Raw genomic sequence first — 24,610 nt, forward strand, 5'->3', positions numbered from 1 at the left:
TGACCTGTCAACCTCGCGCGATGCGCCCGGCATCGCTTGAATTTCCGCGCGGCCCGCTATCTAGCGCCACTTCTGCCCCATGGAGGTCCGTCATGCCCACGCTCAGCCTGCGCAAGAACGCGCCGTTCGAGGTTCTGACCCTTGGCGAGATGATCCCCGACGAGACGGAAATGGCTCTGGTCAATCCCAACGCCAAGTTCCCGCTTGATCCGCTGGAATGGCAGGAGAAATGGCTCAACGAGCTCGATGACGCCTCCTTCTACCTGACCGATGCCGAGGGCCGCGATGTGGGCTTCTTCGCGCTGCGCGTGGGCATCGGCCCCGAGGTCCGGCACCTGACCTATGCCTTCGTGGCACCCGAGGCGCGGGGGGGCTCTGGCGAGCAGATGACCGCCCTGGTGATCGAGGCCGCACGGCAGCTCGAGGCGCTGACACTGACGCTGAAATGCGAGACTGACAACGCGCCTGCGATGAACGCCTATCTGTCGGCCGGGTTCGAGGTGCTGTCGGAGCGCGGCGGCATGGCCACGATGCGGATGGATCTGGGCTAGGAAAGGCCCGACCCCGGCATCGGGCCGGGACCGGGCCTGCGAGAGGTTCTACCTCTCGCGCTCTCCGGAGGTATTTTCGGTCCGAAAGTGAGGGGGCGTCAGGCGGTCAGGCCCTCGGGTTCGGGAAGGCCATGGGCGCGGCAGCAGGCAGTGACCGTATTGGCCAGAAGGCAGGCGATGGTCATGGGCCCGACGCCGCCCGGCACGGGAGTGATCGCGCCCGCAACTTCGCGCACGGCGGCGAAATCCACATCGCCCAGAAGTTTGGTCTTGCCGGGCTTGTCGGGATGCGGAATGCGCGTGATGCCCACATCGATCACCGTGGCGCCGGGCTTGACCCAATCGGCCTTCACCATCTCGGCGCGACCCACGGCGGCCACGACAATATCGGCGCGACGCACGGTCGCGGGCAGATCGCGGGTGCGGGAATGAGCGATGGTGACGGTGCAATTCTCCCGCAGGAGCAGCTGCGCCATGGGTTTGCCGAAGAGGTTCGAGCGGCCGATGACGACCGCCTCGAGCCCGGTCATGTCGGGCAGCTCATCGCGCAGAAGCATGAGGCAGCCAAGTGGTGTGCAGGACACGAGCCCCTTCTCGCCGCTGGCCAGGAGCCCGGCATTGGTCACGCTGAGGCCGTCCACGTCCTTCGCCGGATCGATCCGGGCGACGATGGCGCGCTCGTCGAGATGCGCGGGCACCGGGAACTGGCAGAGGATGCCGTGCACTTCAGGGTCGGCATTGAGACGGTCGATGAGCGCGAAGAGGTCGGCCTCGGACGTATCCCCGGGCAGCTTGTGCTCGAAGGAGCGCATGCCGGCCTCGACGGTCTGCTTGTGCTTGCTGGCAACATAGACCTCGCTCGCCGGGTCCTCGCCCACAAGGACGACAGCCAGTCCGGGGGTGATGCCATGCGCGTCGGTCAGGCGCGCCACATGGCCCGCGACCTTCTCTCGGATCGTGGCAGCGAAGGCTTTTCCGTCTATGATCTTGGCGCTCATGTCATGTGTCCTTTGTCGGGGCCATTACCGCTTCTTCATGCGCAATGGCCGCTTCGATCAGGATGTGCCAGAGGTTTTCGGCGACATCCGGATCGACGCCGTGCTCTTCGGCATTCGCGCGGGCATTGGCGATTACGGCGGCCACGCGGTCGTTGGTTCGTGCGGGCAGGCCCTCGCCAGGCTTGAGTTCGGCCGCGCGGTCGATAAGCCGTGCGCGCCTGCCCAGAAGCGTCATCAGTTCCCGATCGAGGGCATCGATCTCGACCCGCAGCTCGGCCATGGTTGGTATGTCACGGGGGTCGCGCATCGGGGGTCTCCTTCAACCGTTGGCTTGGGGTGTGCCGATGCGCGTGCCCGAGTTCAAGACCTAGAAAAGCCCCTCGATCTCGCCCGCGTCATTCAGCCGGATCGTGTTCGCCGCAGGGGCGGAGGGCAGGCCTGGCATTGTCATGATCTCGCCGCAGATCGCGACAACGAAGCCCGCGCCCGCCGAGAGCCGCACCTCACGCACGGGGATCGTGAAACCCGTGGGCGCGCCTCGAAGATTGGGATCGGTCGAGAAGGAATATTGCGTCTTGGCCATGCAGACCGGCAGATCGCCATAGCCCTGATCTTCCCATTCCTTGAGCTGCGTGCGGATCTTCTGATCCATCTCGATCCCATCGGCGCGATAGATCTTCTGCGCGACCGTCTCGATCTTGTCGGCAAGCGACATGGCATCGGGGTAGATCGGCGCGAAATCGGCGCTGCCGCCATCGGCCAGTGCGGCCACCTTCGTCGCCAGTTCGGTCACACCGGCGGAGCCGTCGGCCCAATGCTTGGCCAACACCGCCTCGGAGCCCTGGCCTGCGACGAAATCCTTCACCGCCTGCACTTCCGCCTCTGTATCGCCTGCGAAGTGGTTGATCGCCACGACGACCGGCACGCCGAAGCTTTTGACGTTCTCGATATGGCGGCCAAGGTTCGCGCAGCCGGACTTCACCGCCTCCACGTTCTCCGCGCCGAGATCGGCCTTGGCGACGCCGCCGTTCATCTTCATAGCGCGCACGGTGGCGACCAGCACCACGGCGGCTGGCTTCAACCCGGCCTTGCGGCACTTGATGTCGAAGAACTTCTCCGCCCCGAGATCGGCGCCGAAGCCCGCTTCGGTCACCACGTAATCGGCGAGCTTGAGCGCGGTCTTCGTGGCGATGACCGAGTTGCAGCCATGGGCGATGTTCGCGAAGGGACCGCCATGCACGAAAGCCGGGTTGTTTTCGAGCGTCTGCACGAGGTTCGGCTGCATCGCGTCTTTCAGCAGGACGGTCATCGCCCCGTCCGCACCGATATCGCGGCAATAGACCGGGGACTTGTCGCGGCGATAGGCCACGATCATGTCGCCGAGACGCTTTTCGAGGTCTTTCAGATCGGTGGCGAGGCAGAGGATCGCCATCACCTCGGAAGCTACGGTGATGTCGAAACCGGTCTCGCGCGGGAAGCCGTTGGCGACACCGCCCAGGGATGCCGTGATCTGGCGCAGTGCGCGATCGTTCATGTCCAGAACGCGCCGCCAGGTGACGCGGCGGATGTCGATCTCGAGCGCATTGCCCCAGTAGATGTGGTTGTCGATCATCGCCGACAGCAGGTTATGCGCCGAGGTGATCGCGTGGAAATCGCCCGTGAAATGGAGGTTCATGTCCTCCATCGGCACGACCTGCGCATAGCCGCCGCCCGCGGCTCCGCCCTTCATCCCGAAATTGGGGCCGAGCGAGGCCTCGCGGATGCAGATCGCGGCGCGTTTGCCGATCGCGTTCAGACCGTCGCCAAGGCCCACGGTGGTCGTGGTCTTGCCCTCGCCCGCGGGCGTCGGGTTGATCGCGGTCACGAGGATCAATTTGCCGTCACTCCGATCCGCCAGCGAATTGATGAAATCCTGGCCCACCTTGGCCTTGTCGTGGCCATAAGGCAGCAGCGCCTCCGTCGGGATGCCGAGCTTGTCGCCAATCTGCTGGATGGGTTTCTTGTTCGCCGCGCGAGCGATCTCGATATCTGTTTTAGGTGCCATGATCCGCGTTCTCCCGCCGGTTCTGTCGCTGTTGGGCCGTGTGTGCCGTGCCCGCTTGCCCTGAACAATGCGGATTTTTGAGAAATCATGCGTCTGGAAGCGACGAAGGGCTTCCTTTTCGCGGCAAGAGGACCGGAAAGGGGTGGCAGTGACCGCCGTAGCTCGCTTAGGTCCGGGGGAATGACGGAGGATGACATGGCCAAACCGAAGATCTTGATCACGCGCGGCTGGCCCGCAGAATGCGAAGCGCGAGCGGCGCGCGACTATGATGCGACGCTGAACCGGGATGACACGCCCATGAATCTCGACCAGATGCGCGCGGCATTGGCAGAGCATGACGCGATATGCCCGACCGTGACGGATGCGCTGCCCGCCGATCTCTTCGGGGACGATCTGCGCACGCGGATCATCGGCAATTTCGGCGTCGGCTATAACCATATCGATATCGCGGCTGCCAAGGCGGCCGGGATCGCGGTGTCGAACACCCCCGGCGTTCTGACCGATTGCACCGCCGACATCGCGTTGACGCTGATGCTGATGATCACCCGGCGCGCGGGCGAGGGCGAACGCATGGTGCGCGCGGACGAGTGGCATGGCTGGACGCCCACGCAGCTCATCGGCACGAAGCTCGCGGGCAAGACCCTCGGCATCGTCGGGATGGGCCGGATCGGAATCGCCACGGCGCGGCGCGCACAGCACGGCTTCGGGATGAAGATCGTCTATTACAACCGCTCCGAGGTCGCGCCCGAGCGTCTGGAGAGGCTGGAGGCCACGCGCCTGCCCTCCATCGACGCCGTGTGCGAGGCCGCCGACATGGTGTCGCTGCACCTGCCCGGAGGCGGCGAGAATACCGGCACGATTGGCGCGGATCGGCTGGACCTCATCGGCCCGGACGGCTTCCTGATCAATACGGCCCGCGGCGATGTGGTGGACGAATCCGCGCTGATCGCAGCACTCGAGGCGGGGCGGATCCGGGGCGCGGGCCTTGATGTCTTCGCCAAGGAGCCGCAGGTGCCGGAGCCGTTGCGCGCCCTCGACAACGTGGTGCTCTTGCCGCATCTGGGCTCCGCCACCGCCGAGACGCGCGCGGCGATGGGGCATATGGTGCTCGATAATCTCGACGCGTTCTTCGCGGGCAAGCCGCTGCCGGACCCTGTCGAGTAAGGCGCAGGGCAGTGAGGCGCGGCCTCAGCCTTCCATGCGCTTCGGCGCGCCCGAGGACATTTCTGTCCCGATGAAGGGCAGCTTGGCCTGTTTCCATGCGCCGAATCCGCCTTCGAGATGGGCGATCACGTCAAGCCCTGCCTCGGCTGCGACGTTCGCCATTCTCGCGGACCGGATGCCCGAGCCGCAATGCAGCACGATGCGCTTGTCGCTCTGGCCGGGCAGGGCTTTTGGGTCGAAATAGGCCATTGGGAAGTTCATCGCGCCCTCGATATGTTCGAAGGCGAATTCCTGCGGGGTGCGCACGTCGATGATGACGATCTCACCCGCATCGCGCGCGGCCTTGACCTCTTCGGGGCTCCAGCGCTCGAAGGTCGCCGCGCCGAGTTGTTCCGTCTGCATGCCTGTCTCCTTCAGAATTTGTTCGCGGGGATTTTCAGGTAGCTCTGACCATCTGCTTCCGGCGCGGGAAGGCGGCCGCCGCGCAGGTTCATTTGCAAAGCATAGAGCATTTGCGACGGAAGACTGAGCGTCGCATCGCGGGCGTCGCGGATCTCGCGGAACTCGGCCTCCGAGACCCCGCCGCCCAGATGCTTGTTCTGCGCGCGATGCGTGGCGACGCTTGCCTCCCAGGCGGGGTCCGTGCGGTCGCCCACGGGCGGGTAATCATGGCCCACGAAAAGCCGCGTGTCGTCCGGCAGATCGAGGATCGCCATCAGCGACGCGTAAAGATCGGCCGATGAGCCGCCGGGGAAATCCGCGCGGGTCGTGCCAGCATCCACATGCATGAACGTGTCATGCACGAAGGCCGCATCGCCCACCACATAGGTGATCGAGCCCAGCGTATGACCGGGCGACAGCATCACGCGCACCTCGAGATTGCCGATCCGGAACGTGTCGCCATCGGCAAAGAGGTGGTCGAAATCGCGGTCGGGATCGAAGGCGTCGGGCAGGTGGTAGATGTCGCGCCAGAGTGCCGCGATATCGCGGACCTTTTCGCCGATGGCCGTGGGCGCGCCGAGCTTCTCCTTGAGGTAGGCTTGCGCCATGACGTGATCGGCATGCGGGTGGGTATCGAGGATCCACACGACGTCGAGGCCTTCGCGCGCAACGAATTCGAGGATCTCGTCGGCACTTTCATTCGAAAGCCGCGCGGCATTGGTGTCGAAATCGCGCACCACGTCGATCAGCGCCGCCTTGCCGGTTTCGGGATCGCTGACGACATACATGATGGAGCCGGTATTCTTGTCGTAGAACCCGTCGACGCGGGGGCTTCCGGGACCGGTCGAGGGCGACGTGCGTGTGAACATTTTGGACCTCTGTCTCTGCTTTCACATTCACATAACGGAATATGACTGCGAAACAAGGGTCAGCTCGAAGATTGCCTGAAAACTTGGGCCAACCTCGTGAAACCCCGTTTCAGAATCGCCGCCAGCCATGCTAGATATCGCGGTATGAATACGCACAGCCCCAATATCCGCCCGCACATCCGACAGCTGGATGATGCCGCGATCAATCGCATCGCCGCTGGCGAAGTGGTGGAGCGGCCGGCCTCCGCGGTCAAGGAGCTGGTGGAAAACGCCATCGATGCCAGCGCGCGACGGATCACGATCGAGGTCGCCGATGGGGGAAAGACCCTGATCCGGGTCACGGATGATGGCTGCGGGATGACGCCCGAGGACCTGCCGCTGGCGCTGTCGCGGCACGCCACCTCGAAGATCGACGGCAGCGACCTTCTGGACATCCAGTCCTTCGGGTTCCGGGGCGAGGCCCTGCCGTCGCTCGGCGCCGTGGGCCGTCTGACGATCCAAAGCCGCGCGGACGGTCATGACGGTGCGGAGATTGCCGTGGCGGGCGGTGCCATGGGGTCCGTGCGGCCCGCCGCGTTGCAGCGCGGCACGGTCATCACATTGCGCGATCTGTTCTTCGCGACGCCCGCGCGCCTGAAATTCCTGCGCAGCGATCGCGCCGAGATGCAGGCCGTCTCGGATGTGGTCCGTCGCCTTGCCATGGCCGAGCCGTCGATCGGCTTCACGCTGCGCGATGTCACGGGCGGCGGCGAGGGACGGGTGACCTTCCGCGCCGATCCCCAGACTGGTGATTTGTTCGAAGCGCTGACCGGGCGGCTCACGCAGATCATGGGGCGTGACTTCACCGATAACGCCATTCGCATCGAGGCCGAGCGCGAGGGCATAATCATGTCCGGGCTCGCGGGCCTGCCGACCTATTCGCGGGGCGCGGCCGTGGCGCAGCATTTTTTCGTCAACGGACGGCCCGTGAAGGACCGGCTGCTGATCGGCGCGTTGCGGGGGGCCTATTCGGACTTTCTCAGCCGGGATCGGCATCCGGCCGTGGCATTGTTCATCGATTGCGATCCGCGCAAGGTCGATGTGAACGTGCATCCCGCGAAATCGGAGGTGCGGTTTCGCGATCCGGGGCTGGTGCGCGGGCTGGTCGTGTCGGGCCTGAAACATGCGCTTGCGGAGGCCGGACATCGCGCGTCCTCGACGGTGGCGGAAGCCACGCTCGGGGCGATGCGGCCCGAACCCACGGGCGCGCCGCGCATCTACCAGATGGATCGCCCGAGCCCGCGCGCGCTGGGCGCCGCTTATGCCGCTCAGGCCCCCGGTTTCGCGGAGATGGAGACGGTCTGGTCCGGCCGCGTCGAGGAGGTCTCGCCCGAGACCGAGGAGATGCCCGCTCCGCCCGAGGCGCTGCCGCTCGGGGCCGCGCGCGGCCAGGTTCACGAGAATTACATCATCGCCCAGACCGCCGATGGCATGGTCATCGTCGATCAGCATGCCGCGCATGAACGGCTGGTCTACGAGACGCTGAAGCGGCAGATGGCCGAACGCGGCGTGGCCGCGCAAGCCTTGCTGATCCCCGAAGTGGTCGATCTGTCCGTTTCGGATTGCGCGCTTCTGCTGGAGGCAGCCGACGATCTGTCGCGCATGGGATTGACCGTGGAACCCTTCGGCGGCTCCGCGATTGCCGTGCGTGAAACACCAGCGATTCTGGGCGAGGTCAACGCCGAGACGCTGATCCGCGACGTGCTGGACGAGTTGGCCGAGGGCGGTGGCACCGTGCGCGTGCAGGAGAAGATCGAGGCGATCCTGAGCCGTGTGGCCTGTCACGGCTCGATCCGATCGGGCCGCCGCATGCGGGGCGAGGAGATGAATGCACTGCTGCGCGAGATGGAAGCGACGCCCCATTCGGGCCAGTGCAACCACGGACGCCCCACCTATGTCGAGCTGAAGCTCGCTGATATCGAAAGATTGTTTGGCCGCACATGATCGAGATTGCCGGAACCTCCTACGCGTTCAACGACACCCGTGTCATCGCAGCTCTCGTGGGGCTGCTTCTCGTGCTGGCGATTCTCGCCCTTCTCGTCGCAGCCGTGCGGGCCGCCGGGCGCACGGCGCGGTCCGTGGAACCGCTGGCACGCGATCTCGGCCATGTCGCCGCTCGGGTGCAATCGCTGTCGGATGGGCAGGAGCGGCTCGCGGGCGGTCTGCACCACGTCTCCGAAGCGCAGGCGAAAAGCCAGACCGCGATGCTGGAGCTGATGGAGAAGCGGCTCGCCGAGGTGCAGGGCAAGATGGGGGAAAGCCTGTCGGGTACCGCGCAGCGCACCGCCCGGTCGCTGGGGGAATTGCAGGAACGCTTGGCTGCCATCGACAAGGCGCAGGCAAACATCACCAAGCTTTCGGGCGACGTTCTGTCGCTGCAGGACATCCTGTCGAACAAGCAGACGCGCGGGGCGTTCGGGGAAATCCAGCTGACGGACATCGTCTCCAAGGCGCTGCCCTCGGACAGCTACGCGCTGCAGGCGACGCTCTCGAACGGCAAGCGTGCCGATTGCCTCGTGCATCTGCCGAACCCGCCGGGGCCCATCGCGATCGACTCGAAGTTCCCGCTTGAGGCCTATGAGGCCCTGCGCCGGGCGGAGACGCAGGACCAGCTCAACCGCGCCGCACAGCAATTGCGCCTGGCCTTGCGCAAGCATATCCGCGACATCGCCGAGCGCTACATCATCGAGGGGGAGACTGCAGACGGGGCAATCCTGTTCCTGCCGTCAGAGGCGGTCTATGCCGAGCTGCATGCCAATTTCCCCGAAGTGGTCCGCGAAGGCTTCGCAGCCCGGGTCTGGATCGTCTCGCCCACAACCTGCATGGCCACGCTGAACACGATGCGCGCCATCCTGAAAGATGCTCGCATGCGCGAACAGGCCGGTGCCATACGGCGTGAATTGTCGCTGCTCTACGCCGATGTGGACCGGCTGGGCACGCGGGTCGAAAACCTTGACCGGCATTTCGGACAGGCCTCGAAAGACATCGCGGAGATCAAGATCAGCGCCGACAAGGCGGGTCGCCGCGCGCAACGTCTCGACAATTTCGATTTCGAGGAATTGCAGGAGGCCCCCGCCGCGCCGGGCCTTGCGCTGGAAACGTCGGACTGAGCCGCTAACTCCTTCGATTGACGGAATTGGTTGCACTTGGCCCCGCCAATGTGCTGCCTTGACGTACTGAGTGCGACTCGGCGCGGGAGCCGGAGAACTCCTGCCCGTCGGATCGCGCGACCGGGGCGCCTTTTCGCGTCGCGGCGGAAAGGGAGCGTTGGATGAGGCCAGAGACGACCGGGATGCAGTGCATTATTCTGCCCGATGCCGGTGCCTCCGCCGCCCCAGCCATGAGTTTTCGCGCCGAAGCCATGCGTTCCGCGCATATCAAGAATGCACGCCAAAACCTAAACACAGGCCCTTTGCGATGGTACCGCAGAGGGCGGAAAGACATGTCAGCAAGGCTGACTTAGATGGCCGCGGTCGCACCGATCGCACCAGTATTCCGCAGACCTGATCTGCGAAGAGCCAAGGGAGAGGCCCAATGAAAGACACTCCGAACGATATCGATCCAGTCGAATCGCAGGAATGGCAGGAAGCCATAGAAGACGTCATCATGCGGGATGGCCCGGACCGGGCGCATTACCTTCTCGACAAGGCCGTGCAACAGGCACGCGCCGCCGGGGCGCAGCTGCCGTTTTCCTCCACAACGCCCTACCAGAACACCATCCAGCCCGATGACGAGATCGACCTTCCGGGCGACACGGACATGGAATGGCGCATCCGGACCATAAACCGCTGGAACGCCATGGCGACCGTGGTGCGCGCGAACAAGTCGACGGACGGGATCGGCGGGCATATCGCCTCCTTCGCGTCTTCGGCGGCGCTCTACGATGTGGGTCTGAACCACTTCTGGCGGTCGAAATCGACGATGCATGGCGGCGACCTGGTGTTCTTCCAGGGCCATGTCGTGCCGGGCATCTACGCGCGCTCCTTCATGGAGGGGCGGCTCTCGGAAGAGGACCTCGCCACCTTCCGCCAGGAGGTCGACGGATCGGGCCTGTCCTCCTATCCGCATCCCTGGCTGATGCCGGAATACTGGCAATTCCCCACCGTCTCGATGGGCCTTGGCCCGATGATGGCGATCTACCAGGCACGCTTCATGAAATACATGGAGAACCGCGGCCTGATCGAGAAGTCGGATCGCAAGGTCTGGGCCTTCCTCGGCGACGGCGAAATGGACGAGCCCGAAAGCCTGGGCGCGATCAATCTCGCCGCGCGTGAAGGGCTCGACAACCTGATCTTCGTGGTGAACTGCAACCTGCAGCGCCTTGACGGTCCGGTACGCGGCAACGCCAAGATCGTCCAGGAACTGGAAGGCGCCTTCCGCGGGTCCGGCTGGGACGTGATCAAGCTGCTCTGGGGTCGTGGCTGGGACGAGCTTCTGGAGCGCGATACCTCCGGCAAGCTGCGCCAGCTGATGGACGAGACCATCGACGGCGACTACCAGACCTTCAAGTCCAAGAACGGCGCCTATATCCGCGAACACTTCTTCGGCAAGTACCCCGAGACCGCAGAGCTGGTGAAGGACTGGACCGACGACGAGATCTGGGCCCTGCGCCGCGGCGGCCACGACATCAAGAAGGTCTACAACGCCTACCATCGCGCCACGCATACCGAGGGTCAGCCGACCTGTATCCTCGTGAAGACGGTGAAGGGCTACGGCATGGGCTCCGCGGGCGAAGGCCTCAACATCGCCCACCAGTCGAAGAAGATGCAGGTCGACCAGCTCAAGCAGATGCGCGACCGCTTCCAGATCCCGGTGGATGACAAGGACCTCGAGAAGGTGCCCTTCGTCACCCTTAACAATGCGCAGAAAGCCTATCTGTCGGAGCGTCGGCAGGAGCTGGGCGGTGAGTTTCCCAAGCGCAACACCGAGGCGCCGAAGCTCGAGATTCCGTCGCTCGACAAGTTCAAGGGGCAGCTCGAAAGCACGGGTGATCGCGAGATCTCCTCGACCATGGCCTTCGTGCGGATCCTGACGACGCTGCTGCGCGACAAGCAGATCGGCAAGCACGTCGTTCCGATCGTGCCCGACGAAAGCCGCACTTTCGGCATGGAAGGCCTCTTCCGCTCCGTCGGTATCTACAACCCGCTCGGGCAGAACTACATGCCCGAGGACCGCGACCAGATGATGTACTACAAGGAGGCGATTGACGGTCAGGTCCTCCAGGAAGGCATCAACGAAGCGGGCTCCATGTGCGACTGGATCGCAGCGTCGACCTCCTATTCGACGCACGGCGTGCCGATGATCCCGTTCTACATCTTCTACTCGATGTTCGGCTTCCAGCGGATCGGCGACTTCGCCTGGGCCGCGGGCGACAGCCGCGCGCGGGGCTTCATGCTGGGCGGCACCGCTGGGCGCACCACGCTGAATGGCGAGGGCCTGCAGCACGAGGACGGGCACAGCCATATCCTCGCGGGCACGATCCCGAACTGCATCAGCTACGACCCGACCTTCAGCTATGAGGTGGCGGTGATCGTGCAGCATGGCCTGCAGCGCATGTTCGTCGATCAGGATGACGTCTATTTCTACATCACCCTGATGAACGAGAACTACACTCATCCCGAGATGCCCACGGGCGCCGAGGAGGGCATCATCAAGGGCCTCTACCGGATGCAGAAGACCGCGCGGCCCGGCAAGAAGCACGTCAACCTGATGGGCTCCGGCACGATCCTCGTGCAGGCGATCCAGGCCGCCGAGATGCTGAAGAAGGATTTCGGCGTCACGTCGGATATCTGGTCGGCCACCTCGATGAACGAGCTGGCGCGCGACGGGCAGGATTGCCTGCGCCACAACCGTCTCAATCCGCTGACCGAGCAGAAGGTGCCCTTCGTCACCCAGCAGCTCGAGAATGCGAAAGGTCCGGTGATCGCCGCGACGGATTACATGAAGAACTACGCGGAGCAGATCCGCGCCTTCGTGCCGCAGCGCTTCACCGTTCTGGGCACCGACGGCTTCGGTCGCTCGGACAGCCGGGAGAACCTCCGCCGCTTCTTCGAGGTGGATGCGAACCACATCGCGGCGGCGGCCATGACCGATCTCTACCGTGAAGGCGCGATCACCGAGAAGGACCTGCAAAAGGCCCTCGACAAGTACAACATCGACGGCGGCAAGCCGAACCCGCGCCTGAGCTGAACCGCGGATTTGAGGAGACAGACGACATGACAACCGAAGTTAAAGTTCCCGATATCGGCGATTTTTCCGATGTACCCGTGGTCAGCGTTCTCGTGAGCGTGGGCGACACCATCGCCGAGGAAGATCCGCTGATCGAACTCGAGAGCGACAAGGCCACGATGGAGGTGCCTTCCTCGCATGCGGGCACGGTCAAGGAGATCAAGGTCTCCGAAGGTGACACCGTGTCCGAAGGCGATCTGATCCTGATCGTGGAAGCCTCGGGCGGGGGAAGCGCCGACGAGGGCTCGAAAGAGACCGAGAAGGCGGCCCCGAAAGAAGAGCCCAAGGCAGCCGCTCCGGCGAAGTCCGAGGCCCCGGCACCTTCTGCTCAAAGCTCGGGCGCCGTGACCGATGCGGGCTTCGGCAAGGTCCATGCATCCCCATCGGTGCGCGCCTATGCGCGCCGCGTGGACGTGGACCTCAACAAGGTCAACGGCTCGGGCCGCAAGGGCCGCATTCTGCGCGAGGACGTGGAGAAGGCGCTCAAGGGTCAGTCCGGTGGCGGCGCGGGTGCTGCAGCCGGTGGCGGTGCGCAAGGTGGCATGGGCATCCCGCCGATCCCGGCCGTGGACTTCTCCAAGTTCGGCCCCGTCGAAAACGTCGAGATGAGCCGCATCAAGAAGCTCTCGGGCCCCGCGCTGCACCGCTCCTGGCTCAACATCCCGCATGTCACGCATAACGAGGATGCGGACATCACCGAACTCGACAAGTACCGCAAGGAGCTCGACACCCAGGCCAAGGAAGAGGGCTACCGCGTCACGCTTCTGTCCTTCCTCGTGAAGGCGTCCGTTTCGGCGCTGAAGAAGCATTGGGAGTTCAACTCGTCGATCCATCCCGATGGCGACAAGCTGATCAAGAAGGATTTCTACAATATCGGCTTCGCGGCGGACACGCCCAACGGCTTGATGGTCCCGGTGATCAAGGATGCGGACCGCAAGGGCATCGTCGATATCTCCAAGGATCTGATGGAGCTCAGCGCGGCGGCCCGCGACGGCAAGCTCAAGGGCGACCAGATGCAGGGTGCGACCTTCACGATCTCGTCGCTGGGCGGCATCGGGGGGACCTCCTTCACGCCCATCGTCAACGCGCCCGAAGTGGCGATCCTGGGCCTGACCCGCTCGGCGATGAAGCCTGTCTGGAACGGCGAGGAATTCGTGCCGCGCAACATCCTGCCCATGAGCCTCAGCTACGACCACCGGGCCATCGACGGCGCGCTTGCGGCGCGCTTCGCCGCCCATCTCAAGTATCTTCTGGCCGATCCGCGCCGGATCATGCTGTAACGGAAAGGGACGGAAGACATGGAAATCAAAGTCCCCGATATTGGCGACTTCACCGATGTGCCGGTCGTGTCGATCCTCGTAAGCGTGGGCGACACGGTGGCCGAGGAAGACCCGCTGATCGAACTGGAATCCGACAAGGCCACGATGGAAGTGCCCTCGTCCGGCGCGGGCAAGGTCACGGAGATCAAGGTCTCCGAAGGCGACAAGGTCTCCGAGGGCGATGTCATCATCATCCTCGAGGCGGCCGAAGGCGCGTCCGAAGCCCCTGCCGAGCAAGACAGCAAGGCCGAGGCCCCGAAAGCCGACGACACACCCGCGCCCAAGGCGGCGGCGGGCACGGCGTCCGGCTCCGGCGACTTTCACGGCGAAGTGGTCGTGCTGGGCTCGGGCCCCGGCGGCTACACGGCGGCCTTCCGCGCCGCCGATCTCGGCAAGAAGGTCATCCTGATCGAGAAATACGACACGCTGGGCGGCGTCTGCCTCAACGTAGGCTGTATCCCCTCGAAGGCACTCTTGCATGCCTCCAAGGTCATCACCGAGACCGAGGAGATGTCTCAGCATGGGATCTCGTTCTCGAAGCCCAAGGTGAATTCGGACGAGCTGCGCGAGTGGAAGAACGGCGTTGTCGGCAAGCTCACGGGTGGTCTCGCGGGCATGGCAAAGCAGCGCAAGGTTACCGTGGTCAACGGCTACGGCACCTTCACCGGCGCGAACTCCATAGAGGTCGAGACCGAAGAGGGCGCCAAGACCGTCACCTTCGATCAGTGCATCATCGCGGCAGGCTCCGAGCCTGTGAAGCTGCCCTTCATCCCGCATGACGACGAGCGGGTGGTGGACAGCACGGGCGCGCTGGAACTGAACCCGATCCCGAAGAAGATGATCGTCCTCGGTGGCGGCATCATCGGCTTCGAGATGGCGACGGTCTATGACGCGCTCGGCGCGGATGTGACCGTGGTCGAGATGATGGACCAGATCCTGCCGGGTGCCGACAAGGACATCGTGAAGCCCTTGCACAAGCGGATGGAGGGACGTCTCGCGGCCATCAAGCTCAAGACCAAGGTCACCGCGGTCGAGGCGCAGAAGAAGGGCCTCAAGGTCACCTTCGAGGACGAGAACGGCGAAAGCGCGTCGGAGATGTTCGACAAGATGCTCGTCTCCGTGGGCCGGACCCCGAACGGCGCCAAGATCGCCGCCGATCAGGCGGGCGTGAAGGTCACCGACCGGGGCTTCATCGAGGTCGATCACCAGCAGCGCACCAACGTGCCGCATATCTTCGCGATCGGCGACGTGGTGGGCCAGCCCATGCTGGCGCACAAGGCGGTGCATGAGGGCAAGGTCGCGGCGGAGGTGGCGTCGGGCGAAAAGCGCGCGTTCGATGCCCGCGTGATCCCGTCCGTGGCCTATACCGATCCTGAAGTGGCGTGGTGCGGCGTGACCGAGGCGCAGGCCAAGGCGCAGGGCATGAAGATCGAGAAGGGCGTTTTCCCTTGGGCCGCTTCGGGCCGGGCACTGGCCAATGGACGGTCGGAAGGTATCACGAAGCTGATCTTCGATCCCGAGGATGACCGTGTGATCGGTGGTGCCATCGTCGGCACGAATGCGGGCGATCTGATCTCTGAAGTGGCGCTGGCCATCGAGATGGGCGCGGATGCGGTCGATCTCGGCCACACGATCCACCCGCACCCGACCCTGTCGGAGACGGTGAACTTCGCCGCCGAGATGTTCGAAGGGACGATCACGGACCTGATCCCGCCCAAGAAGAAAAAGAAGTGATCCAGAGGTCGCGGTGCCACGGCACCGCGGCAGGATGACCAAAAGCGCGCCTTCGGGCGCGCTTTTGCCGTTTCAGGGGCGCAGCTCCCGGCGTGAAACACCGAGGCCGATCAGGCCGAGAGAAAAGTTGGGGCAGCCGGGTCAGGGGTTGGCCGGGCAATTCAGGTCCTTAGAGCGCGGATGCGATCCACTCCCGCTATCAGGCCAAGTGAATTTGCCCACCACGGCGGCGATGCATGACCGCGTCAGATGCGCAGGAACGGCTGTGCAATCCGGGGCAGCCAGCCCTTGAACCGCAGGGGCGCATCAGTGACCGCAAGGCATATGCAATCCTCCGAGATATCCGCCACCGGGGTATGGTCCACCTCGTCCGAGGCGACTTCCACATCGCCGCGCGCAAACCTGCCGTCCTCGTCAGTGAAGGCGCCTTGCAGGACAACCGTGATTTCGGTGCCGTGGTGGGAATGGTCCGGCACGGCAGTACCCGCGGGAATATAGAGCAACCGGGCCGTTGCCGTGTCGTCCGTCATGGGCAGGATGGCCTGCTTGACGCCGCGCCCGACCGAGCGCCATTTCACATCGGCCAGACGTCCGCCGACATAACCCAGGAGGGGCTGTGGCAGGACCGGATCGCGCGGCGGTGCCGAGACAGCCGCATCGGCATCCATGTTTAGACCGGCCATCGTGCGCGCGAGAAGGTCGTCCGACACAGCGACGGTCTCCGCCTCGTCCAGAAGCGCGCCGCCCAGGGCATCGAAGCTTTCGGCAGCCGCGCGGCAGGTATCGCAGAGCGACAGATGGGTCGCGACGGCAAGCGCGAAGGCTTCGGGCAATTGCCCGGCAGCATAGGCCATCAGCATGTCGTCCGGGAGGTGGTGGTGGATCATCGGGCGGGTCTTTCTCAATCCAAAGCGCGGCGCAGCCGCTCGAGGGCAAGGCGAATGCGGGACTTTATGGTGCCAAGCGGAAGGCCGGTTTCGGCCGCGATCTCAGAATGGGAGAGATCGCCGAAATAGGCTTTTTCCACGAGCACGCGTTGCTTTTCGGGCAACGCTTTCAGCGCGTCACGCAAGGTTTCGCTTTCCTGTTTCAGTCCGATCACCTCGGTCTGATCGGGTTCCTGTTCGGGCCCCCAGGGAAGGTCTTCGGGTTCCGGCCGGGCGTGGCGGCGGAGCACGTCGATGCGGCGGTTGCGGGCGATCGTGTAGATCCAGGTCGACACGCTGGCCCGTGTCGGATCGAAGCGGTCGGCCTTGCGCCACACCGTCTGCATCACGTCCTGCACGACTTCCTCGGACAGGGCGGGCTCCAGTCCCGAGCGGATCAGGAACGATTTCAGACGCGGCGCGAAATGCCGAAAGATCGCCGCGAAGGACGCCTCGCAGCGATCCTGCCGGATCATCACCATCTCGGCCACCCAATCCGCGGGTACGGCGGACGGCGCATCGGGCTCGGCGACAGGCCGGGCCGGACGCTGTGCCGTCAGGACGTTCAGGTTGTGGGACGCGCCAGCCGCCAGCGGCTCGACGTTTGCGAGTTGTAACATATTGTCCATACGCACAACGCGCTCTGGCGGATCAGTCTTTTCCGTGATCTGGGACTTTTTCATCCGAATGACGCCCTCCCGCGTATGTAGTCAAAGTGTTTCACAACCGGAGAAGTTCCCGAATGCCTTTTGAATCGCGTCCGCCAGCGCCCAAACGCGTCGCCGTCATCGGTGCCGGAATCTCGGGCCTTGGCGCCGCACATGCCCTGGCCGATGCGCATCACGTCACCTTGATCGAGGCGGAGCCGCGTCTTGGCGGCCACGCCCGCACCAAGATGGGCGGCAAACGGGGCGATCAGCCGGTGGATACCGGGTTCATCGTCTTCAACTATGCCAACTACCCGAACCTCGCCCAAATCTTCGACAGGCTCGACGTGCCGGTGGTGAAGTCCGACATGAGCTTCGGCGCGTCCCTTTCGGGCGGACAACTGGAATACGGGCTGGCCTCGCTCGGGGCGATGTTCGCGCAGCGCCGCAACATCGCCAATCCGCGCTTCCTGCGGATGGTGCGCGATATCTTCCGGTTCAACGCCCGCGCCTTGTCCTCCGCGCAGGACCGCACCCAAAGCCTCGGCGACTTCCTCGACGACATGGGCACGGGACCGTGGTTCCGGGATTACTATCTTCTGCCGTTGTCGGGCGCGATCTGGTCGACGCCCACGGACAAGATCCTGGATTTTCCCGCGCATGCGCTGGTGCAGTTCTTCGAGAACCACGCGCTCCTGAATGCCTATGGCCAGCACCAATGGTACACGGTCGATGGCGGCTCCATCGAATACGTGCGCCGCTTCGAGGCGGCCCTGCGCGCCCAGGGTGTGGAAATGCGTCTCGGCGCACCGGTCGACGCGGTACGCCGCAACGATCTTGGTGCGCAGGTGAAGCTCAACGGCGCCGAATGGGAGCAATTCGACGAGGTGGTCTTCGCGACGCATTCCGACGACACGCTGCGCCTTCTGGCCGATCCTACTCCGAGCGAGCAATCGGCACTCGGCGCCATCGGCTACCAGCCCAATACCGTGGTTCTGCATGGCGATACCGCGATCATGCCGAAATCGCGTAAGGTCTGGTCGTCCTGGAATTACATCGAGGATGCGCCGCGCGCCCTCAACACGATCGACCTGACCTATTGGATGAACTCGCTGCAGCCAATCGCGATGGACGATTTGTGCTTCGTGACGCTGAACTCCACCCGCCCCATCCGCGAAGAGCTGATCTGGGACGAGACGACCTTGCGGCATCCGGTCTACGACCTGGCCGCACTCGAGGCGCAAGGCCAGGTGGCGGCGATGAACGGAGACAACAACACTTGGTTCTGTGGCGCCTGGATGAAGAACGGCTTCCATGAGGACGGGCTGTCCTCCGGTCTCGATGTCGCGGAAGGCATCCTTGGCAAATCCACGGTGCCGAGTGCCGCGTGACCCACTTCGTCGATCATATTGAGGGCCATACCTGGCACGGGCGGAAGGGCGCGGTGAAAAACGACTTCCGCTACTCGATTGACTACGTGTGCCTCGATGCGGAAGCCCCCGTGGAGGGGCCCCGCCTCTTCTCGCGCAACGGCAAGAACCTGCTCTCCTTGCAGGATCGCGATCATGGTGGACCGCCGAATGAGGGCCGGGGCGCGCCCTGGGCGCGCGCGGTACTCGACCAGTACCAGATCCGCGCAGACGGTCAGCTTCTGCTTCTGGCCCAGCCGCGCGTTCTGGGCCATGTCTTCAACCCGGTCAGCTTCTGGCTGGCACATAACGCGGATGGCGCTTTGATTGCAGTGATCGCCGAGGTGACGAACACGTTCGGAGATCGGCACTCGTATCTTGCGGCGCGGGCAGACGGCGGGGCCATCGGGCCATCGGACAAGCTAAAAGCCGCGAAGATCTTCCACGTCTCGCCCTTCCAGCCGATCAGCGGGGGCTATGTCTTCCGCTTCGATATTCGCGACGACCGGATTGGCATCTGGATCGATTTCGACGCGGATGGCGGTGAGAACGGCGTGATTGCCACGCTGACGGGACGCCGTAAACCGATGAGCGACCTGTCGGCGCTGCGCGCGCTGGTGCGACGGCCTTTCGGCTCGCGGCGGGTTTTGGCGCTCATTCATTGGCAGGCGTTGAAACTCTGGTGGAAGGGCGCGCGCTACAAGCCGCGGCCCGAGCCGCCCGCCTCCGAGGTGTCGCGTTGAGCGGAGCCAAACCCCTGAACCTGCCGGGCTATGCGGTCTTCGCGGGCACGCTGTCGGCGGCCGGACTGCCGATCTATATCCACGCGCCCAAATTCTACGCCGACAATTACGCCGTGAGCCTCGGCACGCTCGGCACGATCCTGTTCGCGCTGCGCTTGCTGGACCTCGTGCAGGATCCGTCCTTCGGCTGGCTCACCGAAAAGCTGCGCCATGTGCGCGGATTGGCCGTGGCGACGGCGGCGGTGGTCATGGGCTCTGGCATGATCGGGCTTTTCGCCGTCGCTCCGCCCATCGCGCCGGGTCTTTGGTTCGCGTTGACACTGACCATGGTCTTCTCGGCCTTCTCGTTTCTGACGATCACCTTTTATGCGCGCGGTGTCGCCAAGGCAGGCGATCTGGGCCCGCGCGGGCATCTGCGGCTGGCCCGCTGGCGGGAGACGGGCGGCCTTCTAGGTGTCTGTGTGGCCTCGGTCCTTCCGACGGCGTTTGCGGCGATGGGATTGCCGGAATTCGCGGCCTTTTCGCTCGTCTTTGCGGGGCTGTGCCTTGTGGCCGTGGTTCTGATGCGCACCGAATGGTCCGGCGGGATCGCCGTGCAAAGCCAGGGCTTCGGCGTCATCCTGCGCGATCCCGTTGCCCGCAAGCTGCTTCTGGTGGCGCTGGCCAACGCGACGCCGGTCGCGGTGACCTCGACGCTGTTCCTGTTCTTCGTGGAAAGCCGGTTGCAGGCGCCGGGCTGGGAAGGGCCGCTCTTGTTGCTGTTCTTCCTTGCGGCCGCGGGCTCGGCCCCCTTCTGGTCCCAACTGGCCGAACGGATTGGTGCGAAGCGCACGCTGATGGGGGCGATGGTTGCGGCGATTGTGGCGTTTTCCTTCGCGCTGACCTTGGGCGAAGGCGACACGATCGCATTCGCGGTGATCTGCGTGGCCTCCGGTGCGACGCTGGGCGCAGACCTGACCCTACTGCCCGCGATCTTCTCGCAACGGATGGAGCGGATCGCCCCCAATGCCAGCGAAGGCTTCTCGCTGTGGTCCTTCGCGCAGAAATTCACGCTGGCTTTCGCAGCCGTCGCCCTACTTCCCCTGCTAGGAGCCGTTGGCTTCGAGACGGGGAAAGAAAATTCTGCACAAGCGCTTTGGACCCTTAGCCTGCTCTATGCGTTGGTCCCCTGTATCCTGAAACTACTCGCCTTGGGGCTTCTCTGGGCGACCCGATTGGAAGAGTGAGGACATGGCGGCACTGTCCTTCATTATTGGTATTCTTGTTGCTCTCGCGGGCGTCTGGCTCGTGCGGTGGCAATACAGCTTTGTCGGCCAGACACCGGCGCATTACGAAGACAAGATCCCCGCATTCGACCTCAAACAGCACCTGAACGGCCCGATGATCTGCGAGGGCGTCATCTACGGCCCGCTCGGGCGGGTCGTGTCGCGCTTCGTCGCCGATTTCGTTGTCGATTGGGACGGGGACGAGGGCGTCATGCGGGAATCCTTCGTCTATGACAGCGGCGAGACGCAGGAGCGCGCCTGGTACCTGACCGTGCAGCCCGACGGCGGCGTCATCGCGCGCGCCGAGGATGTCGTCGGCGAAGGTGTCGGCGCGCAGACTGGCGCTTCGATGCGGCTGAAATACCGGATCCGGCTGGATGAAGCGGCGGGCGGGCATGTGCTCAACGTTGTCGACTGGATGTATCTGACCCCGAACGGGACGATCATCAATCGCAGTCAATTTCGCAAATATGGCATCAAGGTCGCCGAACTTGTCGCGACCATGCGCCGGAAGGAGGCATCTTGAAGGACTGGACGGGCAAGCGATACTGGATCGTCGGCGCAAGCGCGGGGCTGGGCTCCGCCGTCGCACATCAACTCAGCCGAGTGGGCGCGAAGCTCGTTCTGTCGGCACGCGACGGCGATGCGCTGCGAGAGCTCGCTGACGAGCTTCCCGGCGTTGCCGAGGTCGTGACGCTGGATATCACCGACGACGCGTCCTGCGCGGAGGCCGCAAAGACGGTCGGTGATGTTGACGGCGTGGTCTTCTGTGCCGGCGTCTATTGGCCCTTCGGCGCCAAGGAGTGGGATGCCGAGAAGGCCGTGATGATGGGCCAGGTGAATTACATCGGCGCGATGCGTTTTCTCGGTCATGTCGTCCCGCGCATGGTCGAACGCGATCACGGGCATATCGTTTTGGTTGGATCGCTTACGGGATATCGCGGCCTGCCGGGATCCTTCGCCTATACCTCGTCCAAGGCGGCGGTGATGTCGCTGGCCGAGTGCCTGCATTCCGATCTGCACAAGACGGGCGTTCAGGTGCAACTTCTGAGCCCGGGCTTCGTGAAAACGCGCCTGACCGAGAAGAACGATTTCAAGATGCCCCAGATCATGGAGCCCGATGAGGCCGCCCGGATCATGTTCGAGCATATGAATTCGGACAATTTCTCGCGCGCCTTCCCGAACCCCTTCTCATGGGTGTTCAAGGTCGGGCAATTTCTTCCCGACGGGCTTTATTACCGCATCTTTTCCTAACGCAGCGCGCGGCCCTTCAGGATCGCATCGGGGCCGAACCGCGCCCGGATGCGGTCCGTTGCGCGTTCCGCCTCGCTTCGGCGCGCGGCGTCCGGGTCCAGCAAATCGGGGGCCCGGTCCGCGTCTTCGGCAGAGCAAAGGTCCGACAACCCCACGCCGAGCAGCCTGTAGGCGCCCTTTCCCTCCAGCTGATCGAAGAGCGCGCGTGCCTCGCGGTAGATGCGGTCGGCGATCTGCGTCGGATCGCGCAGGGCATGGCGCCGCGTGATCAGCGCAAATTTCGCGGTTTTCAGTTTCAGCACCACGACACGGCCCGCAAGATCCTTGGCCTTGGCGCGGTCAGCCACCTTTTCAGCCATACGCCACAGATGCCCGTCCAGGATGTCGGGATCGGCAGTGTCCTCGTGAAAGGTCGTCTCGTTCGAGATCGACTTGACCGGATTGCGGGAGGACACGCGGCGCACATCCTCTCCCTGCGCAAGATGGTAGAGCCGCGTGCCCATGGACCCGAACCGCGCGGTCAGATCGCGCGCCTCCCAGCGCAAGAGATCGTCGAAAGTGCGGATGCCCGCCCGTTCCAGCGAGTCCTGCGTGGCGGCTCCGACCCCCCAGATCATCCGCACCGGCTTTTGCCGCAGGAAGTCCTGTGTTTCGGCTGCACCGATCACCGCGAAGCCGAAGGGCTTGTCGAGATCGGAGGCGACCTTGGCCAGGAACTTGTTATGCGACAGCCCGATTGATCCCGTGATGCCCAACTCGTCGCGCATCCGCTTCACGAGCCCGGCCAGCATGACCGCGGGTGGACGACCGTGCAGCTTGGCGGTGCCCGACAGATCAAGGAACGCCTCATCGAGCGACAGGGGTTCGATCGCGGGGGTCAACGCCTCCATCATCTCGCGGATTGCGCGGCTGATCTCGGCATAAAGCTGCATGCGCGGCTTGATGATGACCGCGTCGGGGCAGAGCTTCAGCGCCTGGAACATCGGCATGGCAGAGCGCACGCCCTTGATCCGCGCGACGTAACATGCGGTGGAGACGACACCGCGCCGCCCGCCTCCGATAATCACCGGCTTGTCCGCCAATTCGGGATTGTCCCGTTTCTCGATCGAGGCATAGAACGCATCGCAATCCATATGCGCGATGGACAGATCCCACAGTTCGTCATGCCGCACCACGCGCCGGGACCGGCAGGCGGGACAGCGCGGTTCGGTGTCGAACTGGGTCAGGCAATCACGGCAGAGAGCGGGCATGGTCCGATCATGTGCGGAAAAGGGATACGATGTCGAACATGTGCAGCCGGAAGCTTGGGATCAACATGGAAGACGGGTTTCACGGTGCAAAGCTGGTGCTGACGTTGGGGTCGAAGCTGGTGGTTTTGCGGCGTGATGCACGTCCCGATCTGCTATGGCCCGGCATGTTGGACCTGCCCGGCGGCGCGCGTGAGGGTGTCGAGACGCCCCAGGAATGTGCGCTGCGCGAAGTGCGGGAAGAAACGGGGCTGGCGTTAAGCGCGGATCACATCACGGACACGCTGGTGCGACGGGACGTGCGGGGTGCTGCGTTTTTCTTTCGCATCGCGCTGGAGACGGGATGGGAGAGGAAGCTTCACAAGGGGCCGGAAGGTCAGGGGCTGATGCTGATGCGGCCCGAGGTGTTCATCCACTCGAACGAGGCCATCCCGCATTTCCGGACCGTGGTTCGCCGGATGATGACCTTGCCGGACGCTTAAAGCGCGCTGTCTCCACGGCTCGACGGTGGGTGGACATAAAAAAGCCGGGACCGAGGGGAAGGCTCGGTCCCGGCGGTAAGGAGGTCGAGGGACAGGGAAGTGACCTCCAAGGGAACAATGGCGTAACGCCGGTCAGGCCGCCTTGTTCCGCACAAAATCAAAAAAGTTGCGGGTTTTTTCAAAAAGATCGAAGCCGGTTTCGGCGTCATCTGCACCGTCGCGATCCGATTTCGCGCAAACCGTTGATTTCAGGCCTGTATTTTTCGCGTCCTGAATCTCAGCCGCAGCGATCAGGCCGCGCTGCACAAGAGCGTCCGGCGCATTCAACGGCGCTGCATATTGCGCGGGGCGGCGGATGCTGCCCTCCGCGGTGGTGAAGGTGACTGTAGCCTCGAAGGCCTCTTCCGCGGCGTTGTAGCGAACGGGTCCGAGCTCGGAATGTGTCGACTGCATTTTTGCCTCGTTTGTTATCTCTTGCTGAACAAACGCGGCGCCCTGTGGATAAGTTTCATGCAGGTCGAAAAGGTCGCGGTCTCAGGGCAGCTCGGCCAGGATCTCGCGGGCGGCACCGCGCGGATCGCTGGCCTGCCAGACGGGGCGTCCGACGACGATGTGATCCGCACCCGCTTCAACCGCATGGGCAGGCGTCGCGACGCGCTTCTGATCTCCAAGCGCCGCACCTGCGGGGCGCACGCCGGGGGTGACGATCAGGCGATCCTGCGCCACGTTCAGGCCCCGGATCCGCGCCGCTTCCTGCGGGGAGGCGATGACGCCATCCGCACCGGCTTCAAGTGCGCGGCCCGCCCGCTCCTCGACCATGTCGGCGACGGCACCGGGCTGCATCATGCAATCGTCAAGATCGGCGCGATCCAGCGATGTCAGGATCGTGACGGCCAGGATCTTCGTGTCCGTGCCAGCCGCACCCTCCATGGCGGCGCGCACCACATGCGGATCGCCATGCACGGTCAGGAAATCGATATTGAACTGCGCGAGGCCCCGGACCGCGTTCTCGACCGTCTGGCCGATATCGAACAGCTTCATGTCGAGGAAAATGCGCTTGCCGTGCTCCTGCTTCAGCTCGTTCGCGAGAGCCAGCCCGCCGCCCGTCAGCATTCCGAGACCGATCTTGTAGAACCCCACCTGAGGGCCAATCGTCTGGGCCAGTTTGAGACCGGTCAGCGCATCGGCGACATCAAGGGCAACGATCAGGCGGTCATCGGACATGGGCAGGGGCCTTTTTGCGGTTGTTT

23 protein-coding genes are annotated in these 24,610 nt (G+C 64.2%); 13 read left to right on the forward strand and 10 right to left on the reverse strand.

What is annotated here, in order from left to right:
* Window positions 1-92 precede the first annotated feature (92 nt).
* Window positions 93-551, forward strand: coding sequence for an N-acetyltransferase (locus FIV09_RS00325; RefSeq protein ID WP_152448113.1), 459 nt, complete (start codon window positions 93-95; stop codon window positions 549-551).
* Between the two features lie 98 nt (window positions 552-649).
* On the opposite strand, the gene folD is transcribed toward FIV09_RS00325, so the two are convergent.
* The 3 genes from folD to FIV09_RS00340 are packed head-to-tail and all read right to left on the reverse strand — an operon-like array spanning window position 650 to window position 3,593.
* Entirely contained in the window at window positions 650-1,549 is a 900-nt protein-coding gene (gene folD / locus FIV09_RS00330; protein WP_152448114.1) for a bifunctional methylenetetrahydrofolate dehydrogenase/methenyltetrahydrofolate cyclohydrolase FolD, read from the reverse strand.
* A gap of 1 nt (window position 1,550) precedes the next feature.
* Window positions 1,551-1,856, reverse strand: a complete 306-nt coding sequence (locus FIV09_RS00335) for a chorismate mutase (protein ID WP_152448115.1) — start codon at window positions 1,854-1,856, stop codon at window positions 1,551-1,553.
* A 60-nt stretch (window positions 1,857-1,916) separates the two neighbouring features.
* Complete coding sequence (locus FIV09_RS00340; protein ID WP_152448116.1) at window positions 1,917-3,593, reverse strand: formate--tetrahydrofolate ligase; 1,677 nt, start codon at window positions 3,591-3,593, stop codon at window positions 1,917-1,919.
* A 195-nt stretch (window positions 3,594-3,788) separates the two neighbouring features.
* Here FIV09_RS00340 and FIV09_RS00345 point away from each other — a divergent pair, with 195 nt between their 5' ends.
* The gene (locus FIV09_RS00345) at window positions 3,789-4,757 is read left to right on the forward strand and encodes a D-glycerate dehydrogenase (RefSeq protein WP_152448117.1); all 969 of its coding nucleotides are present in this window, start codon (window positions 3,789-3,791) and stop codon (window positions 4,755-4,757) included.
* Window positions 4,758-4,781: 24 nt separating this feature from the next.
* Here FIV09_RS00345 and FIV09_RS00350 read toward each other — a convergent pair whose 3' ends face one another.
* Complete coding sequence (locus FIV09_RS00350) at window positions 4,782-5,159, reverse strand: rhodanese-like domain-containing protein (RefSeq protein WP_152448118.1); 378 nt, start codon at window positions 5,157-5,159, stop codon at window positions 4,782-4,784.
* A gap of 11 nt (window positions 5,160-5,170) precedes the next feature.
* A complete protein-coding gene (locus tag FIV09_RS00355; RefSeq protein WP_152448119.1) occupies window positions 5,171-6,067 on the reverse strand; it encodes an MBL fold metallo-hydrolase in 897 nt (298 codons plus the stop codon).
* A gap of 144 nt (window positions 6,068-6,211) precedes the next feature.
* Between FIV09_RS00355 and mutL the strand changes: the two genes are divergently transcribed.
* From mutL to lpdA, 5 genes are all read left to right on the forward strand, one after another.
* On the forward strand, window positions 6,212-8,050 hold the full coding sequence (mutL, locus tag FIV09_RS00360; RefSeq protein ID WP_152448120.1) for a DNA mismatch repair endonuclease MutL: 1,839 nt from the start codon (window positions 6,212-6,214) through the stop codon (window positions 8,048-8,050).
* On the forward strand, window positions 8,047-9,216 hold the full coding sequence (locus FIV09_RS00365) for a DNA recombination protein RmuC (protein ID WP_152448121.1): 1,170 nt from the start codon (window positions 8,047-8,049) through the stop codon (window positions 9,214-9,216). Before mutL ends, FIV09_RS00365 begins: the two co-directional genes overlap by 4 nt.
* A 424-nt stretch (window positions 9,217-9,640) precedes the next feature.
* Window positions 9,641-12,295, forward strand: coding sequence for a pyruvate dehydrogenase (acetyl-transferring), homodimeric type (aceE, locus tag FIV09_RS00370; protein WP_152448122.1), 2,655 nt, complete (start codon window positions 9,641-9,643; stop codon window positions 12,293-12,295).
* A gap of 26 nt (window positions 12,296-12,321) precedes the next feature.
* A complete protein-coding gene (aceF, locus tag FIV09_RS00375) occupies window positions 12,322-13,614 on the forward strand; it encodes a dihydrolipoyllysine-residue acetyltransferase (protein WP_152448123.1) in 1,293 nt (430 codons plus the stop codon).
* A gap of 18 nt (window positions 13,615-13,632) precedes the next feature.
* Window positions 13,633-15,387, forward strand: a complete 1,755-nt coding sequence (gene lpdA / locus FIV09_RS00380; RefSeq protein WP_152448124.1) for a dihydrolipoyl dehydrogenase — start codon at window positions 13,633-13,635, stop codon at window positions 15,385-15,387.
* 245 nt (window positions 15,388-15,632) lie between these two features.
* Here lpdA and FIV09_RS00385 read toward each other — a convergent pair whose 3' ends face one another.
* Together FIV09_RS00385 and FIV09_RS00390 are read right to left on the reverse strand one after the other, a co-directional pair.
* The gene (locus tag FIV09_RS00385) at window positions 15,633-16,274 is read right to left on the reverse strand and encodes a ChrR family anti-sigma-E factor (RefSeq protein WP_152448125.1); all 642 of its coding nucleotides are present in this window, start codon (window positions 16,272-16,274) and stop codon (window positions 15,633-15,635) included.
* Between the two features lie 14 nt (window positions 16,275-16,288).
* Window positions 16,289-16,795 (reverse strand): sigma-70 family RNA polymerase sigma factor, encoded by a 507-nt coding sequence (locus tag FIV09_RS00390; RefSeq protein WP_254702366.1) that lies wholly within the window; start codon window positions 16,793-16,795, stop codon window positions 16,289-16,291.
* Between the two features lie 260 nt (window positions 16,796-17,055).
* On the opposite strand from FIV09_RS00390, the gene FIV09_RS00395 reads away from it, so the two are divergent.
* Genes FIV09_RS00395 through FIV09_RS00415 form a run of 5 tightly spaced genes read left to right on the forward strand, consistent with a single transcriptional unit; the run spans window position 17,056 to window position 21,631 of the window.
* Complete coding sequence (locus FIV09_RS00395) at window positions 17,056-18,351, forward strand: NAD(P)/FAD-dependent oxidoreductase (protein WP_152448127.1); 1,296 nt, start codon at window positions 17,056-17,058, stop codon at window positions 18,349-18,351.
* Complete coding sequence (locus FIV09_RS00400; protein WP_152448128.1) at window positions 18,348-19,112, forward strand: DUF1365 domain-containing protein; 765 nt, start codon at window positions 18,348-18,350, stop codon at window positions 19,110-19,112. Before FIV09_RS00395 ends, FIV09_RS00400 begins: the two co-directional genes overlap by 4 nt.
* Window positions 19,109-20,338: an MFS transporter gene (locus tag FIV09_RS00405; protein WP_172975591.1), complete on the forward strand. Its 1,230-nt coding sequence runs from the start codon at window positions 19,109-19,111 to the stop codon at window positions 20,336-20,338. Before FIV09_RS00400 ends, FIV09_RS00405 begins: the two co-directional genes overlap by 4 nt.
* A gap of 4 nt (window positions 20,339-20,342) precedes the next feature.
* The gene (locus FIV09_RS00410) at window positions 20,343-20,903 is read left to right on the forward strand and encodes a DUF3833 family protein (protein ID WP_152448129.1); all 561 of its coding nucleotides are present in this window, start codon (window positions 20,343-20,345) and stop codon (window positions 20,901-20,903) included.
* Window positions 20,900-21,631: an SDR family oxidoreductase gene (locus tag FIV09_RS00415; RefSeq protein WP_152448130.1), complete on the forward strand. Its 732-nt coding sequence runs from the start codon at window positions 20,900-20,902 to the stop codon at window positions 21,629-21,631. Before FIV09_RS00410 ends, FIV09_RS00415 begins: the two co-directional genes overlap by 4 nt.
* Here FIV09_RS00415 and FIV09_RS00420 read toward each other — a convergent pair.
* A complete protein-coding gene (locus FIV09_RS00420) occupies window positions 21,628-22,881 on the reverse strand; it encodes a DNA polymerase IV (protein WP_152448131.1) in 1,254 nt (417 codons plus the stop codon). The genes FIV09_RS00415 and FIV09_RS00420 overlap by 4 nt on opposite strands.
* A gap of 29 nt (window positions 22,882-22,910) precedes the next feature.
* Here FIV09_RS00420 and FIV09_RS00425 point away from each other — a divergent pair, with 29 nt between their 5' ends.
* Window positions 22,911-23,360: an NUDIX domain-containing protein gene (locus FIV09_RS00425; protein ID WP_152448132.1), complete on the forward strand. Its 450-nt coding sequence runs from the start codon at window positions 22,911-22,913 to the stop codon at window positions 23,358-23,360.
* Window positions 23,361-23,492: 132 nt separating this feature from the next.
* Here the strand turns inward: FIV09_RS00425 and FIV09_RS00430 are convergent, their stop codons facing one another.
* A complete protein-coding gene (locus FIV09_RS00430) occupies window positions 23,493-23,813 on the reverse strand; it encodes a hypothetical protein (protein ID WP_152448133.1) in 321 nt (106 codons plus the stop codon).
* Window positions 23,814-23,894: 81 nt separating this feature from the next.
* A complete protein-coding gene (gene pyrF, locus FIV09_RS00435; protein ID WP_152448134.1) occupies window positions 23,895-24,584 on the reverse strand; it encodes an orotidine-5'-phosphate decarboxylase in 690 nt (229 codons plus the stop codon).
* Between the last annotated feature and the right edge of the window lie 26 nt (window positions 24,585-24,610).

The organism is Roseivivax sp. THAF197b (assembly GCF_009363255.1).
In the GTDB taxonomy this organism is placed as follows: Bacteria; Pseudomonadota; Alphaproteobacteria; order Rhodobacterales; family Rhodobacteraceae; genus Roseivivax.

What these genes read in the sequence shown, in the direction of transcription:
- pyrF (WP_152448134.1), bottom strand. Translation starts at nt 24,584, where the DNA reads ATGTCCGATGACCGCCTGATCGTTGCCCTTGATGTCGCCGATGCGCTG.
- FIV09_RS00365 (WP_152448121.1), top strand. Translation starts at nt 8,047, where the DNA reads ATGATCGAGATTGCCGGAACCTCCTACGCGTTCAACGACACCCGTGTC.
- FIV09_RS00340 (WP_152448116.1), bottom strand. Translation starts at nt 3,593, where the DNA reads ATGGCACCTAAAACAGATATCGAGATCGCTCGCGCGGCGAACAAGAAA.
- FIV09_RS00385 (WP_152448125.1), bottom strand. Translation starts at nt 16,274, where the DNA reads ATGATCCACCACCACCTCCCGGACGACATGCTGATGGCCTATGCTGCC.
- aceF (WP_152448123.1), top strand. Translation starts at nt 12,322, where the DNA reads ATGACAACCGAAGTTAAAGTTCCCGATATCGGCGATTTTTCCGATGTA.
- FIV09_RS00395 (WP_152448127.1), top strand. Translation starts at nt 17,056, where the DNA reads ATGCCTTTTGAATCGCGTCCGCCAGCGCCCAAACGCGTCGCCGTCATC.
- FIV09_RS00390 (WP_254702366.1), bottom strand. Translation starts at nt 16,795, where the DNA reads ATGGTGATGATCCGGCAGGATCGCTGCGAGGCGTCCTTCGCGGCGATC.
- FIV09_RS00420 (WP_152448131.1), bottom strand. Translation starts at nt 22,881, where the DNA reads ATGCCCGCTCTCTGCCGTGATTGCCTGACCCAGTTCGACACCGAACCG.
- FIV09_RS00410 (WP_152448129.1), top strand. Translation starts at nt 20,343, where the DNA reads ATGGCGGCACTGTCCTTCATTATTGGTATTCTTGTTGCTCTCGCGGGC.
- FIV09_RS00345 (WP_152448117.1), top strand. Translation starts at nt 3,789, where the DNA reads ATGGCCAAACCGAAGATCTTGATCACGCGCGGCTGGCCCGCAGAATGC.
- lpdA (WP_152448124.1), top strand. Translation starts at nt 13,633, where the DNA reads ATGGAAATCAAAGTCCCCGATATTGGCGACTTCACCGATGTGCCGGTC.
- FIV09_RS00430 (WP_152448133.1), bottom strand. Translation starts at nt 23,813, where the DNA reads ATGCAGTCGACACATTCCGAGCTCGGACCCGTTCGCTACAACGCCGCG.
- FIV09_RS00425 (WP_152448132.1), top strand. Translation starts at nt 22,911, where the DNA reads ATGTCGAACATGTGCAGCCGGAAGCTTGGGATCAACATGGAAGACGGG.
- aceE (WP_152448122.1), top strand. Translation starts at nt 9,641, where the DNA reads ATGAAAGACACTCCGAACGATATCGATCCAGTCGAATCGCAGGAATGG.
- FIV09_RS00355 (WP_152448119.1), bottom strand. Translation starts at nt 6,067, where the DNA reads ATGTTCACACGCACGTCGCCCTCGACCGGTCCCGGAAGCCCCCGCGTC.
- FIV09_RS00325 (WP_152448113.1), top strand. Translation starts at nt 93, where the DNA reads ATGCCCACGCTCAGCCTGCGCAAGAACGCGCCGTTCGAGGTTCTGACC.
- folD (WP_152448114.1), bottom strand. Translation starts at nt 1,549, where the DNA reads ATGAGCGCCAAGATCATAGACGGAAAAGCCTTCGCTGCCACGATCCGA.
- mutL (WP_152448120.1), top strand. Translation starts at nt 6,212, where the DNA reads ATGAATACGCACAGCCCCAATATCCGCCCGCACATCCGACAGCTGGAT.
- FIV09_RS00350 (WP_152448118.1), bottom strand. Translation starts at nt 5,159, where the DNA reads ATGCAGACGGAACAACTCGGCGCGGCGACCTTCGAGCGCTGGAGCCCC.
- FIV09_RS00335 (WP_152448115.1), bottom strand. Translation starts at nt 1,856, where the DNA reads ATGCGCGACCCCCGTGACATACCAACCATGGCCGAGCTGCGGGTCGAG.